6 protein-coding genes are annotated in these 15,477 nt (G+C 44.7%); all 6 read right to left on the reverse strand.

All coding sequences use genetic code 11. From position 1 onward, the window contains the following. Positions 1–32 precede the first annotated feature (32 nt). The 6 genes from RF007C_RS05135 to RF007C_RS17710 all read right to left on the reverse strand — a co-directional run bounded on the left by RF007C_RS05135 (position 33) and on the right by RF007C_RS17710 (position 15,286). Complete coding sequence (locus tag RF007C_RS05135; RefSeq protein ID WP_037297810.1) at positions 33–1,103, reverse strand: Cna B-type domain-containing protein; 1,071 nt, start codon at positions 1,101–1,103, stop codon at positions 33–35. Positions 1,104–1,146: 43 nt separating this feature from the next. Beyond that, positions 1,147–2,025 (reverse strand): class C sortase, encoded by an 879-nt coding sequence (locus RF007C_RS05140; RefSeq protein WP_037297812.1) that lies wholly within the window; start codon positions 2,023–2,025, stop codon positions 1,147–1,149. A gap of 148 nt (positions 2,026–2,173) precedes the next feature. Beyond that, positions 2,174–3,940 carry an isopeptide-forming domain-containing fimbrial protein gene (locus RF007C_RS05145; protein ID WP_037297815.1) on the reverse strand — a complete coding sequence of 589 codons (1,767 nt, stop codon included), beginning with the start codon at positions 3,938–3,940 and terminating at the stop codon, positions 2,174–2,176. Between the two features lie 118 nt (positions 3,941–4,058). Next, positions 4,059–14,453, reverse strand: coding sequence for a Cna B-type domain-containing protein (locus RF007C_RS05150; RefSeq protein WP_037297818.1), 10,395 nt, complete (start codon positions 14,451–14,453; stop codon positions 4,059–4,061). Positions 14,454–14,490: 37 nt separating this feature from the next. Then, a complete protein-coding gene (lepB, locus tag RF007C_RS05155; RefSeq protein ID WP_037297821.1) occupies positions 14,491–15,069 on the reverse strand; it encodes a signal peptidase I in 579 nt (192 codons plus the stop codon). Beyond that, positions 15,062–15,286: a hypothetical protein gene (locus RF007C_RS17710; protein ID WP_019678125.1), complete on the reverse strand. Its 225-nt coding sequence runs from the start codon at positions 15,284–15,286 to the stop codon at positions 15,062–15,064. Before RF007C_RS17710 ends, lepB begins: the two co-directional genes overlap by 8 nt. Positions 15,287–15,477 lie beyond the last annotated feature (191 nt).

Raw genomic sequence — 15,477 nt, forward strand, 5'->3', positions numbered from 1 at the left:
GTTTTTAAAAGCTCCAGCCTGTACCCCAAGCTTTATTCTTCATCGTCATCAGAGTCTTTCCTGCGAAGTCTCAGTCCCAGACCAGTCATCAGGACTCCTCCGCAGGCAAGAGGCAGAACAGGCCACCACAGCTGTCCCGTCTGCGGTATCTTTCCGCCTGTAGTAGTGACTGTTTTTGCGGTACTGCTTACAGTCGTCTGCGTTCTGCTCGTTTCAGTGCTGACAGTTCCCCCTGCGGTAGTCACAGTTGTGGTCGTAGTAACAGTCTGCTTATCCCCCTCATAGGTATTGATGATAAGGAACTGCGTCGTGTTGTCCTTGTATACCACCGTGTAATCCTCGGGGACAGCTTTTTCATGCACGAACCATTGATGTCCCTCACTGTCTGTCCATTTATATGTCCAGTCGTTTTCATCACTCAGCACAAACTCGTCATACAGCTCGTTATCGCAGTAACGCTCAACAGTTATGGCTGTACTTCTTTTCTGAGGCTGATCCTCGTCATTCTGCCACACCTTGCGCACGGAATAGCTTACCGTTTCCGAACTCATTGTACGCAGAACGATCTTGGGATAAGCATTGAGCACAGCGGCATCATCGCCGTTCATCTCAAGAAATATCGCCGAGGGAATGTAAATAGTGTTTTCCTTACGGAGAATATCGCCGCATACAAGATATAATCCGTCGGCAAGGCCGCTGAATGTGACACAGCCCTTGCTGTCCGTCACACCCTCTGCTATGGAAGGCACCTTATCCGCGATAATAATCCGCTTCAGAGTTTCTCCCGCATCGGCAACTGTCTCAGCGTCCCATTCCAGCATAGGTTTTGTACGGTCTCCGAGAGTGGGACGATAGTCACTGAAATCCCCCTCAAACACATAGTCTCTGTCAGTGCGGTATCCCACACGGTATATCTGCCAGTGCATTTCAGAGACGATGTCATCATCCCTTACGCACCAGACAGCCAGTTTACCCTGACCATCTGCGGCGGAGGCGGTACACACACGCCTCAGCAGCACAGCTGAGATACAGAGGAGCGCAGCCATTACACAGAACAGCGCAGTGATGCGCTTTGAAAGTATTTCTGCTGCATTATTTCTCATGTTCCGCCCTCCTTTCAAAGTATATCAAAACGGCATTGCCCTGTCAATCCCGCTTTATGAGCTTTCTTACGGTGTACTTGTCTATACGTATTTTCTTGCGGCGTTTTCCGCTGATGTGCCAGTATACCAGCAGCATCATGAGCAGCGGCACGAAGACTACAGGTATGACCGTCATTGAATCCACCTGAAGTGCATCTGCTGCCACCTTTATCTTCCTGTCATAAAATGTTTCTATGCGATGACCTCTTATCAGCAGCCGGTGCGAATTTACTCCGTAGGGAGTACAGGTCATGAGCGTTACTTCGTCCTCTCCCGGTATAATCGCTAGCTTGTCGGTATCATCGGGAAGTATGACCATGATGCTCTCCACCTCATATGTAAGGACTTCATTCAGCACGTTGATAGTGAATGTATCCCCCTCGACGATACGGTCCAGATCGGTGAAAAGCCGCGCTGAGGGAAGTCCCCTGTGTCCCGATATTACCGCATGGGTGGAAACTCCGCCCACGGGGAAGGACGAACCCTGTATATGTCCCGAGGCTATCTGAAGTACTCCTTCCGAGGTGCCGTGATATATGGGCAGCTCCACATTGATGCTGGGAACCGAAACATATCCCATAATCCCTGTACCCGATATATCAAGAATATCATCATAGCCCGCGATCTGCTTGAAATTGGTGAAGGGAGCATAAAGTCCTGCCAGTTTTTCATTATAATCGTGGGCTTCACGAAGCATACGATCGGTCTCACCGGTGTCTATTTCCGCAACCGCTCTTTTATAGCTCGCAACGGCTCGCGCCTGATGGCGCTTATTCCACCAGTTAGAAAAAGTCGGATAAAACATCACGGAGAGACTCACAAGAAAGATCACGCCGAAGATAAACGGTATAATTATATCACGCTTTCTGCGCTTCGGCTCCATAGCTGACTGCCTCCTTATGAGTTTCTCCCTGACCGCCTCCGTTACCGCATCTCATCAATGTGAGATATAAGCGTTTCACGGAGGCGCAGGTCTTAATTATTCGTTATTGTTTTTATCTCAGTTCAAAGAAGGGATAAATGAGCAGTTATCACTCTTCCTCTTCTTTCTTTGCACGCTTTCTGGAGATAAGGTAGATACCTGTTGCCGCAGCAGTTACGCCGCCGCCGAGGATAAAGAGCTTTGTACCCATACCGCCGGTGCCGGGAAGAGTTGAACCTGATGTATTCGCTACATCAAATGCCAGCTGACCTGCTGTAAGGCCTGCTGCCTGTTCAGCTGCCTCATCTACGTCAGTGGTAGACGTATCATCTGTTATACTTGCGTCAAATGACTGCACTGATTCACCGTCGACTTTAAGCTCCAGCTTTACAAGCTCTGTACCGTCGCCGGCTTTATTCTGAGCATTTGAAGTATCAGCATCGATAACAACGGTTATATCAGAAGCAAGCTTGTTATATCCATCGGGAGCTGTAATTTCCTTCAGCTTGTATGTGCCGTCATCAAGACCGATAAATGAGAATGAGCTTCCGCTTGTAAGAGTCGGAGCAGCTGCTGCGGTTCCGTTCAGATTAGTATTATCGGAACTCTTGGTAAAGGTCGTACCGCTGTAAGAACCGGGTACCCAGTCAACTATTTTTGAACTTGAAAGATTAGCGTAGTAATCAACACCGTCAATCGTCTTATAAAGTACAAACTGTGCACCATCCAGTGCTGCATTTGTTGCACTGTCTTTCTTGTTTACATCCAGCTCATATGTAAATGCAACGACCTTATCAACAGGTGTCTTTGAAGTCGTTCCACTGCCACCTGCATCAGGATTGTTTGAATACTCCAGATAAACTTCATTTGTCTGACCGTTGCGGCCGATCACAGCAGAATCATTAAGAACTGCCGTATAATTTACATATATCTTTGAGTCACTGTTAATAGTAATGGCTGTTTCATCGGTATCCTTAATGCTGAGAAGATCATTGAAGGTCACTGTAAGCGTATCTCCATCAGCTGTGGTCGTGCTGTATGAAGTAGGTTTAACGGTCTTTGTCGTTGAGCCGTTCTTAACAGTAACAACTATACTGTCAGTGTTCAAGGTGAACTGTGTGCCGAGAGTGTCGTGGAAAACGTACTTATATGTGCTGTAGTCTCCGATATTGGAAGGAAGTGAACCTATCAGCTCAAAGGGAACAGTATCTCCGATACAGTAATCAGCTGTATCATTATATCCTGCACCGTAACCGTCATCAGTTGTATAAGAAGCATTTTCCTTGATCTTCTTTTCAACAGAAGGAATAGCCGACTTTGCATCAATGTCAACACCTGCAGAAGCATCATACTGTGTAAGCAGATACCTTGTCATTCCCACATCCTCGGGAGTGCCTGTGGTGGGATCTTCAACTATCAGGTAATAACCGTCTGTTGCAAGGTCGATAGGACTGGCCGCAGCTGAAGCAGCGGTCGTTACCAGCAAAGGATTAGCTGCTACGAAAGCGGCAAATGCCTTGAGCTTATCAGAATCTGCTGTATATCCGCTGAGAATATTTGCAACAGCTGCTTCATTTGTTGCAGAAGTAAAATCTCCGCCAATTGTCGTATCCGCCTTCAACGCTGTAAGGAAAGCTGAAAATCCTCCGGACTTAGCAAATGTGATCCCCTCAAGGGCACCGTCTGTCACTGTACCGTCAAAGATCTTGTAAACAGTATACTTATGTGTATATTCGCTGCCTTCGCCCTGCTCATTGGTGATCGTGACCTTATTTGCCGTTGCAGCATTTGCTGTCATCATTATACTCGGGATCGCCATTGTGGCGGCTAAAGCCATTGCTGCGATGATCGCAGTGAATCTTCTTTTTTCTTTCATAATAATTCTCCTTTATAATAGTTTTGGCAGGTGTCCGAAGGAGTTTGCCCCCCTTCTCCTCCGGACAATCATTCGTTTATGATTCTGAGCGTCTTTCCATGATGTAAAGGCAGTCTAATCATTCATTATACCACCTCCGACGCTTAAACTCTGCGTATCCGGCAGCCACCAGGAGTAACATCAATGCTCCGAGGGTGTGATAGAGCCTTGTACCTGTTGAGCCTGATTCCGGCAGAGTAACGGGACTTTGTGTTGCTGCATTGGTGAGATCGAGCTGTAATACCGAATCACCCAAAACAGCACCACCCTCGCTTGTACTGTATGCAACCGGTATATATGAACCGGTCGATTCTTCCTTTATGAAGTAACGGTAGGTATTGCCCTTTCCGTCAGTCTTAGGAAGATTGCTTATTGTATCACTAAGCCAGTTATTATCTGACGTTATTGTGATGTCCTGGATCTTCTGAGCTCCTACGGGAACATTCGCACTGGCTTCGTTGACTTCCGTCTTTACCGTGAATGTCATAGTTGAGCCGCTGTCTGTGATGGTAATTGAAGTCTCACCTATCTTCTCGCCTGTCTTTACCGTCCTGGTAACAGGATCATAATAGGCAATATCCGTATCACCGGAAGTACCTGATGAAGCCCCAACCACATTCAGTACAGGAATGCTGCTGTTTACATTCATTGTCAGCGAAGTCGGAATAATATCTCCGCCGTTGTAAGATACCATCATAGGTCTGATATGCAGCGTAACTTCAGTTGACGCATCGCCTCTTTCTGCTACGAGAACAACATCTGCATTTTCAACATTTGCTGTGACTGTATTGCCGCTTATAGTAACTTTTTCGCTGTCACCTGAGTTCTTCAGGCTCCATACAACATTCGTGAGCGACGGATCAGTCGATAGTGTTGCTGTCATTCCATTGTGGATAGTATCCGGTGTTATCTCAGCTGTGAACGATTGACTTGATACGTCGAATGTTATTGTATCTGTTGCGCCTCCGTGTGTAGCAGTAATAGTAACCGTGCCGTTTCCGACAAATGTTACGTTTCCACTGTTGTCCACAGTCGCTACGCTTGTATTATCGCTGCTCCATGTTGCAGAAGCATTGGCTGATAACTGCAATTCATTTCCCTCTGACTGGGATGTATTAATGGTGGATTTATTATTGATCGTGAATGGTGAAACAGTATATGTAACAGAATCTGTATCTGTTACTCCGCTGCCTGTTGCGCTTGCCGTGATAGTAACATTTGTTGCTTCACTTACCTGATTGAAGGTTATGGCACCAGTATCAGGATCAACCGTTGCAGCAGCATTACTGCTTGACCATGTTATCGTGCCTTCGGTCGTTGTCGCCTCTAATGAAGCTGTATCTCCTGCGACCACATTTGCGTTTGCCGGTTTATTTGTGATAGTCACCTGCGGACCGGTTGGAGTGTAATAGAAGCGGATTTCTTTAATAAGAATTCTGCCATAATCAATTGAATTTTGAGAATTATTGTCATTCTCTGTTATCCATATAGCTCTAAGAGGATTTTCTACAGTAAGGTATTGTACTCCATTTATCCAAACATTACTTAAACCGGATAATTCAAATTTTGATGAGTAATCTGTAACTGTTCCGTTTAATTCAAACGTTGCATCATCATTTTTAAGATGGATTTTTGAATTATATATTCCATTCTTTCCCTTAGAATCATCATATATTACTTCTATCTCATCAATTGTATAACCATTACAGAGAGCTTCTATATTATTTGTATTTTCAGGTATCGTAGCAGCATTAACATCAAGTTTAACATACTGCTTTTCCGCATCTCTGCTATTTCTGGATAACAGATTTGCGCCCGACACACTCGGTGCACGCTTAGGAGAAGGTGCAGGAGAAGGTGTACTCTCCGCCAGAGCTTTTCGTACTTTTCTAAGCGACAGCATATTCCTGCCTGAACTGAATCTGCCGCTTACATTCTGAGAATCCGCTTCCGTTTCGGCTACAGGATCGCCGTTAGCGTCATACGCCTGTCTGTACAGCCCGACCGTTACGGAAGATGTTCCGCTCGCATCGTTGTTGAGCCATCTCTTATTGACCTTCAGCTGTCCTGTGTCTATCACATTGGTAACGCTGTAATTTCTTACTTCGTTATCCTGATCGTCTGTCGTTACGGAAACATCTCCGTAGGATACCAGCCAGCCTTCGGGAACTTCCTCCCTTATCTGATATGTCTTGCTTGCAGGGAGATTGTCCCATTCGGCAGTCCATTCATCGCTTGCGGAAACTGACTTTGAACCGATGGTCACAGGAGCTCCGCCGCTGCTGTTGAGCTGTTCAAGTATAAGCGTTACCGAATCGGGTATATCAACGGAGGTATCCCTGTCGTCCCAGTTCTTTACTGCTTTTACCTTTATGCGCTCGCCTTCCACGAAGTTATCGACCGTTATGATCTCATCGCTTCCGAGAAGCTGCCCCTCATTGCTGTATACAGGAGCATAATCTTCAACCAGATAGCCCGGTCCGTCGACCTCCTGTACGTAATACAGATATCCTTCATCAAGACCGCTGAGCGAAACCGTCCAGTGGTCGTCTCTTCCTACGGTTATTATACCGTTTTCGTCCATGCCGTCAGCGCCTGTTACAAGATCGTTGGTTTCATCCAGTCCGTATTTCTCAAAGAAATCCTCCGATTCCGGATCACCCTGCTGAGCCGAACCTGCCGCTTTACGGTAAAGCTTCAGCTTAACATCGCTGTAATTCGGATTTGCTATCAATGGCTCGTTTACCAGTGTCTTATCACGCCATTGCTTCTTGATAACAAGTACGCCCGGTTGTTTATTTGTAACATCGAGATCACGGACAGCCGTATATACGCTGTTTCCGTCAAGTGTATATATTGCACTGTATCTTCCCGATGTGGTAGAAGACTGCTCTTCTGTCACGAAATACTGAAGCTTGTTCTGTCCCGAAGCATCTCTGAACGGGAGTCCATCCCACTGCCAGCTCCACGCATCACTTTCTGTACTGCCGTCGACAGTTACGGGATTCTGTACGGTATTTACCATACTTACACCATTGTACTGTCCGCTGAGAATAAAGTTTTCGATGAACGTCTGGTCAACAGTCTGTTTTCCCGTGAACTGATACAGTGTAAATGTTACTGCATCCTCTGTGCCGTGAGCATCATTTCCGTCCGCCCATGTCTTAGTAAGATTTACGCTTACGCTTGTCGGATCTGTGTTCTTGTTTATAAGATTTATAACTCCGACAATTCCGTTAAGTGAATATACATCACTGACGATATAGCCGTCAAGAGACGTTGTTTCCTCGATACGGAACCTTACATAATCCGCATCATCTATCAGATACCTCGGCACCTCCAGCGACCAGTTCGGCGCTGTAAGCCTCTGACTGCCATCGGGAAGGATTATCTTTACCTCTGTACCGTCGCTCTTGATACCGTAAAGGTTAAAATCAACAGCTGATACCGGAGGATCTACAAGCGGATCGCCGTTCTTATCCTCCCATTGCTTCTTTACAAGCAGTTTTCGTGAATTTGATATGCCTATAACACCGCTGCTGCTTATGGTATCATTTACATATGACGGTTTGTATTCCGTTGCGGGATCGTCCGTATAGTACCATGTGTTTCCTATCTTGTAGGCCACTTCTTTCAAGAAGTAATAATACGGCTGCTGAGTTGTCATGTCGCTGTTGGGAAGATCTGTCCATATACTGTTTTGTGTCCAGGCATCTTCCTTTTTCAGTATGTATGCCTCATTGTCCGCATCATAGTTTTCCCAGTTGCTTCTATCAAGAATGTAATCTTCCTGATTTTCTACAATTACAGCATCTGATATATCATTTGTATGCGACCTGAGAAGCAATACCGCAACTTCAACATCATTTACAGCAGAATCGGGATCCTGCTCCCATATCTTCTGAGCACCGATGTCTATAAGTCTTACATTCGGAACTATAAGATCCGAATTTACGGTTTTTATCGACTGTACGGCACCTGCTCCGACATTTGCCTGCTCAGCAAGTGCATTTTTTATTTCGGTAGACGTATCATACACAAAGTAATAGGTATTTCCGCTGTTGCCGCTTACTGTATGATCTCCCTGCTGATACGGTACCTCAGGATAATCATATCCTTCGTGATTATCAGGAGCTTTGACTTCGACTATCTTGTACAGGGTATCTTTCAGTACATCGACCTCGAAGCTTCCCGAAAGAACCATATTCGCAGAGTCATCGGGGATATTACCGCCTGTTTCTGTCAGTTCCTGTTCAAATGATGCCACATGCAGAGATTCATCGAAGTAAGAATATCCGTTTTGCAGAGTATACTGCATATACGAATAATCATCTGCATATATCCAGTTTCCCGAATTCGTATCATATCTTGCAAGCTTGAACTCCGCGTTCAGGTCTGTGATGGATTTGTTTCCGAGATCGACCTTAACTATCCTGAAATTCTCGCCTACCTGTGTCTGTGCGCCTGATTTGTACACTATGTACTCTGTTTCCTGAGAGTAATCCGTTTTATCCCCGCCCGAGGTATGCACTGTAGCCTCGTTCTGAAGCCATATGCTTGAATCTCTGGCAAGATCCGAGCCGTCAGGGTTCTTGATAACGTAATCATACATTATCTCATAGTGTCCGCCGTCAGGAAGTGTGAACTTTGTAATGTAATCTGTGGTCTCTGTTCTGGAATAAAGTACTGCGCTTACAACTTCATAGCTTTGTAATTCAGATTTTACACTGCCGTGTTCATCATCAATAAAGAAACCTAATTGACCAAGATTTGATTTTTTTGCCACATCATTTAAGAATGCAAGCTTTATCAGTACAGCACCTGAACTATCAAATGTATTGCTTAGCAATTCTACAGATACATCACTGCTATTCATTAATGTGCTTGAATTCCGATCAATATAAACCGGTGAATTAGGCTTGTTTCCGACAAACCTGACAATTACTTCAAGTCCCTTAGGAGCATCAACTGAAGGCTCAACACATATATTCGGCTGATAATTCTTTATACAGGAATTATCGAATTTAGTTGAATAATCCTCGGCCTTTTCAAAAACTCCGTTAGTATCCTTAGTCACCGAATATGAATATTCATCAGGATCAACCCTTGAACGTCTTCCGTCAACATCATAGTAATAAACATTGAGGTTTTCAAGAGTAGGTTCAACCTGAACATCTCGGCCGACCTGCTCATCTCCACCGTTCGGCTTATACTTGAGTATACGGAAAATATCCGTTACACTTACGGTATCTCCCGAGGACAGATACTTGCTGTCCTTGTTTACATCAAGAGTATAATGAGCTACACCGTTCTGGATAGTCGCCTTGCCGCCGGAAGTAGTACCCGATGCCGTTTTATTGATCTTGTCAATAACTCCGGTATCGCTTCCGCCATTTATTTTCATATCCACTTTATTGGAAGTCGGCTCATTCTGCTCTCTGATATAGTTGGAGATCACAAATTCACCGTTTTGCTCAACTGCACTGTCAACTACTGATTTTGGAGTAGCTGTATAATATGCAAATCTTGAAACACTCTTTCCGGCATTAAAAGTTGCCGATGTCATGGAATCATTATACTCTGCTGAGATCAGATTATTATACGGACCTAATGCAGTGCTCCAATCTGATTCAGTCATTGTTCCGTCAGAAATCTTATCAAGTATCTGCTGAGAGAACACATATGCATTATTTTTTTCCTGTCCGGTATCATAATACGTTATAGCATATTCGTTATAATCATTATAGAATACCGATCCATCTGTCAGAGTATCAGTAAACTGATAATCCTGATGCTCATTTTCATTATCTCTGTTCTGATTAGTCAACAGATCAACACGCCATTTGAATATATAACACTCGACCTCTTCACCATTGATGTTTACCATTTTTGTAGAAACACTCTTGAGCTCTTCTGATGGGAGCGTGTTTTCAACGAGCGGATCATCATTGGTTGAAATAAGTGTAGGTCTATTGTAAATATCTGGTGCAGGCTGCATCTCATTCTTCGAATAATTAGCCGCCTTCTTGGTGTACGGTGCATTCTCCGTATTGGTTATGGTAACGGTTGAATTCGTCATTACCTCTTCCGCGCTGTAACTTGCGGTATAACCTGAAACATCACCTTCAACGATCTTGTATATTACATCTCTCTCAATGGAATCGTAAACATACTTTGTAGGAAGATCCTGCCATGATGTTGTAAGATCTGCATTCTGATCATTTTGATCCAGCAAAAGCGTCTTAACCGATTCAATGCTGCTGTTTATCTGATCAGCTGTTACCCAGTTTGCACCGCCGTTATATGAAGCCATAAGCGTCAGGGTTATTTCGGATGGCTTTGCGGTACCTCTCGGAGATACCCAATGCTTCACCGCATTTACCGTGATCTTCTTCGGAGTATTTGTAACAACGGAATCGCCGCTGCTGTTTATGCCCACTGCATCGGGCCTTGTGTAGAAATCGGGATTATCTGCAATATTGACCTCTGTATCGTCAGTCTTTACTGCTTTGACCTCTTCTGCACGATAGTAGATGTTCTGACCTTGTTCGGTAGTTCTCGGAAGATCTGTCCACGCATCATCTAACCGCCAGTTTTCTGCTGCCGTTACCGATTTCTGCTCTTTACCGGGGACCTCCTCCCAGGAACCGTTTTCTCCTATCCTCCGCATCAGCTTCATGGTGATGCTCTTGTATGAGGATACGTTCGTGCCGTCGTCCCATCTCTTGTCTATGGAGACATTCAGCTTTTTCCATGTATTCGTTACATTGAATACCTGAAGCTTATCTCCCTGCCACTCGTCACTGATGTCTATTTCATAGTCATTGTAGTACTCTGATTCATCACTGTACGTGATGTTTCCATTACCGTCATCAGTAATCTTTTTGCCTATGTAGAACTCTCTCAGTCCGTAATGGTAAGAATCTCCGTTTTCGTCCTCACTGAGCATCCATGTCCAGTATATGACATCGGATTCACCTGCGGAATTCTTCATTGCATACTTATTTGAGAATTTATAAGTATCTGTGTACTTTTCCGCTTCGGTAAGGGTATTGTACTGTTCCTCCGTCCATTTGTACAGTCTGTATCCTACACGATCCGGACGGGAATCTCCATAGACACCATTCCAGTTCTTGTTGACACGGATCGTTATCATATTGGACTTGTTTATGACATTAACGTTTCGCGCCTCTGTAAGTCCGGTACTCGAAAGAGTGGGAGGATTATTGTCATCGGGAGAATTATAATAAACGTCATATCCCGTATCTGTATCTCCGCTTTCTACACCCGGTTCTGCCAGGTTTCTCTTAAGCGCGAGCATATCAGTTTCAACGACACGGTATTTTATGTTGTCGCCTGCTTCAAGATCATGCCAGGTATAGCTGATATCGCTGCTGCCTGCGTCCGTTGAACCTTCAGGCTTGTAAAGGCCTGTGCCGTCGTTGACCATTTTAACAGTTTTGATCTGAGTCCATGTATTACCGTTGTCGGTACTCTTTTCAAGTGCAAAGACCAGATTCGGACGGAATCTTTCATTTCCGTTATCATCCATCCACTGTTTGCTGAAAGAGATATTTGTCTTCTTCCAGACATTCGTTATGATGGCCGTATGTGACCATGTAGATGCAGCTATCACGTTATTGTTATCAGTAACATCGAAATCCAGCTGCTCTGGTGTTTCCTGCACTTCAACTACTTTATAATAATAGCTGTGTCCCTGCCCGTCATCCTTGGGAAGATCAGGCCATTTCAGTATATTTGCACTGTTGCCGTAATCCGCCTTGTTGAGAATCTTTTCAGTGCCGGCAACATCGGTCCATGACGAATCGTCATTCGGATCGATAGTCCTCATAAGCTTGAACTTGACACAAGGAGGCTTGTCGTCATCCGAATCCACACGATCCCAGAACTTCTCTGCCGAAACTGTCATATTATTGTATACGTTGGTTATGGTATTTCCGTTCTGGACTGATGTATAACCCTGCGGAACCGACTCCTCGACAACGCGGTACTGTATCTCTTTGTGGTTCTCGTCATATTTTGGCAATGAATTCCATGTTACCGATGAATAATTCTCCTTGCCTGCATTCATTGATGATACATCTACCCATTGGCCGTTTACCAGCTTCTGAAGCTTCAATATCGCGTCAGGACGATTTGCTTCAAGTCCTTCGTCATCTCTCCATGTCTTGGTACCTGTAACATTTGTACCTTCCCATGTATTGCTCAGGCCGAAATACGGATTATCGGAAGCCTTAATGCCTTCCGCACTGCCTGAGATGAACTCCTTTTTGTAAAGACTTGTATCAGCACCGCCGTCTTCGACTATGGTCTCTTCTATTTTATAGTATATCGGAGTCCTTGTATTATCAGATGTATTATACTGATAAGCTGGCAGATCATTGAAAATCACCTGCTGGTCATATGTTGCGGGTACTTCAATAACGTCATCGTATCCGTTCTGATAATTATGGAACTCGCCCCATGAACCGTTCTGACCTATCTTATAATACAGCTTAAACTGTGCTTTGGTAGATCCTCTGTTCGGATCTTCATTATTATCCCAGTGCTTATTGACAACTACCTGTGAACTTCCCGCAAGATCGGGAACGCTCACTGTTGCTGTCTGCGGCTTATCGTCCTCGACCTTATATGTATTGGACGCCGTACCTCCATGAGTTGCATCACGGCCTTCGATCGCTCCCACAGGAACGCTGTATGTAAGCTCTATCCTCTTTATATCGGGCTGACTGCTGCTGACTGTGAGCTTCTCTCCAGAAACGCTTATCCACTGGGAGATATCACTTGCACTGATATCTATGTACTGATCGGATTTGGTAACAGCTCTTGCATTCTTCCATACAGCTCCCGAAGCGAAGGCACTGTCCTCGACCTCATATCCGTTTATCTTCTCGTGCCAGTCGTTGGTCTCGAGGGTTATCGTCCAGTCGATAAACTCTGATATGACGCCGTTGTTGTCTTCGATGCGGTACGAACCGCTCTTGCCTGAAGTATGCTTGGAAGATTTGTTGTAATTGACTGTCTGAGTTTTTGTCTCATTGTCTGTGCTTACAGTATTGGTGAAATTGCTCTCGCTCGAAGCGGGAGCTACCTCTGTGCGGTAGACAAGCTTAACGTAGCTGTTATTCACACCTGAATTGAAAGTAATATCATTGCCGCTTATTGTCAGCAGATTATTGACATTCAGCGGATTGCTTCCGTCGGAAGCACTTATCAATTCAATATTTCCCAGTCCGATGCCCGGAACATCCGTCAGTGTGACTCCTCCAAGTCCGAGGCCGTAATTCTTTCTTGCCTCCACCGTCCAGTAAATGTAATACTTTCCTGTTTCTTCACCCGAACGATCTCCCTGATAGTTATAATCCGCTGTTCCGGATTTTTCTACATGAGGCTGTGAATCGGGCGTTACCGGGACAGATGCCGTATCGGAATTATTGCCTATGCTTGCTGTATTTGTCACATTGAAAGTTTCGTTATGAGAGTTCAGCTCCTCAGGAGTGACTCTCGTCTCATACGATATTGTAAACTGCTTATGTTCGTTTATACTGTTATTGAAAACTATGTCGCCGTTCTGCATGAAGCATACACCGTTAGGATTACAGCTGAAGCTTCCGGGTATCATGCTTCCGAACATCGCATCGGAGATGTGATAGTTATCTGTCTCATACAGATCGGTGATCGTTAATTCCCATCTTATTATCGGATAACCGAGTTCGTCAGTATGATCGATCCTTCCGGTCTTCTGAACATCCGGTATCCTGTCATCAAAATCCACATTGATACATACATTTCCAAGATTAACGACCTTGTCGCCGTTCTGGAGATGTGATCTTACTACCTCGCCCTGAAAGCTGAGCGCACCCTTTATTATACCTCCGCTCTGTTTCAGATAATTGATATAGTCGTTATTGAACTCAAGAACAACATATCCGTAATCATCATTACCTGTATCGTATACTGTAAAGGTTCCGCTTTCCAGCGTAGCTTCAAGATTATTCGCCTGCTTATATGTTGACCAGCCACTGGATTTATCGTCCGATTTTCCCGAACCGGAACCGCTCATTCCAAATATATTCAGCTGGTCTTTCGGTACTTTAAGATAAATATACGGCTTATTGGTATCGACCTTGTCGTGCTGATGATCGTTGATTAAAAAATTGACCGTCATATCAAAATCGACCTGATCAAGACCTTCACCCGCGGTTATCGTATTAGTACCGGAATCATATGTACCCTGGCCATCTCCTAAACCGATGTCTACTCCCGTAATATCATTGTTTATCTCATATGATCCGCTGGGGACCACATTTTCACTGGCTGCAAACGCAGTCATTATGCAGTCAAGCGGCAAAGCATAGCCGATCAGAATACTCAAACTCAGGATGAATGCCACGCATTTCCTGGCAAACGGCCTGCTTCTGATCATATGATCTGCTATTCTTTTCAGATTCATGCGCAACACTCCTTTCGTTCAAGACTCTTTGCCCATGTTACAGGAACCGGATGTTCTTCAGCGGCCATACCACCAGAAATACCTTTCCGATGACATTTTCCTCCGCTATGCAGCCCACACTTGTGGAGCGGCTGTCAATACTTACCGCCCGGTGATCGCCCATTACGAATATCCGATTCTCTGGCACTTTATAGGGAAGCTCTATGTCGCATTCCCCCAATGCCGACTCGCTGATATAGGGTTCATCAATTTTCTGATCGTCGACGTAGACTTGTCCGTCTTCCTTTATATCGACGACTGAACCGCCTTTAGCGATGATACGCTTCAGAAGCACCTTGTTATTATAATAGAAGGCTACGATGTCGCCCTGTTCGTATGCAGAAAGCTTACTGCATAAAAGGACTTCATCATTCTGCAAGGTCGGTGTCATGCTCGTTCCCGTAACTCTGAGCACGGGAAGGAGCATTGTGGAAATAATTATCGCTAACGCCGTAACTACGATGAGAGACGCGATAGTGCTCCTGACTGACTTTGCAAACCTTTCTTTATACCTGAGCCGCTTCATTTCAGCTTCAAGCTGTGCGGTAGTCGGCAGATCTCTTCTTTTTTCACTCATTGTCTTTCTGCTCATCATTCGTTTTATATGTATCATTATCAGATGAAGGAAGCGGCTCGGCAGCGGTGCTGCGGGCTGTTACCCTGTCCACCAGTTCATCAAGCCTTGTCCTGAGTTTACCGTTTTCTTCCCTCAGCTCGTCATTTTCCTTACTTAAATAGTAGAGCATTTCTATAAGATCAGCTCTTTTGAGTTTTTTCAGTTCTTTGTCCTTCATAACTATGATCCTTACCTGTAAATACGCAATATATCAGTGTATGCTGCCTTCTGCCGCATATGGCATATGACAGCTTTCAAATCTGTTTAAAAAACATCGTGTCCGACAGCCCCCTGCTGCCGAACCTCTTTTTCTATGATCATCCGATCTGATTTTTTTAGCGGTATATCCTTTTTACAATTAATATTATA

Source organism: Ruminococcus flavefaciens 007c (assembly GCF_000571935.1).
GTDB lineage: Bacteria > Bacillota > Clostridia > Oscillospirales > Ruminococcaceae > Ruminococcus > Ruminococcus flavefaciens_F.

Bases quoted from the DNA above. Each gene is read 5' to 3' on its own strand.
- RF007C_RS05145 (WP_037297815.1), bottom strand. From the start codon at position 3,940: ATGAAAGAAAAAAGAAGATTCACTGCGATCATCGCAGCAATGGCTTTA.
- RF007C_RS05135 (WP_037297810.1), bottom strand. From the start codon at position 1,103: ATGAGAAATAATGCAGCAGAAATACTTTCAAAGCGCATCACTGCGCTG.
- RF007C_RS17710 (WP_019678125.1), bottom strand. From the start codon at position 15,286: ATGAAGGACAAAGAACTGAAAAAACTCAAAAGAGCTGATCTTATAGAA.
- lepB (WP_037297821.1), bottom strand. From the start codon at position 15,069: ATGAGTGAAAAAAGAAGAGATCTGCCGACTACCGCACAGCTTGAAGCT.
- RF007C_RS05150 (WP_037297818.1), bottom strand. From the start codon at position 14,453: ATGAATCTGAAAAGAATAGCAGATCATATGATCAGAAGCAGGCCGTTT.
- RF007C_RS05140 (WP_037297812.1), bottom strand. From the start codon at position 2,025: ATGGAGCCGAAGCGCAGAAAGCGTGATATAATTATACCGTTTATCTTC.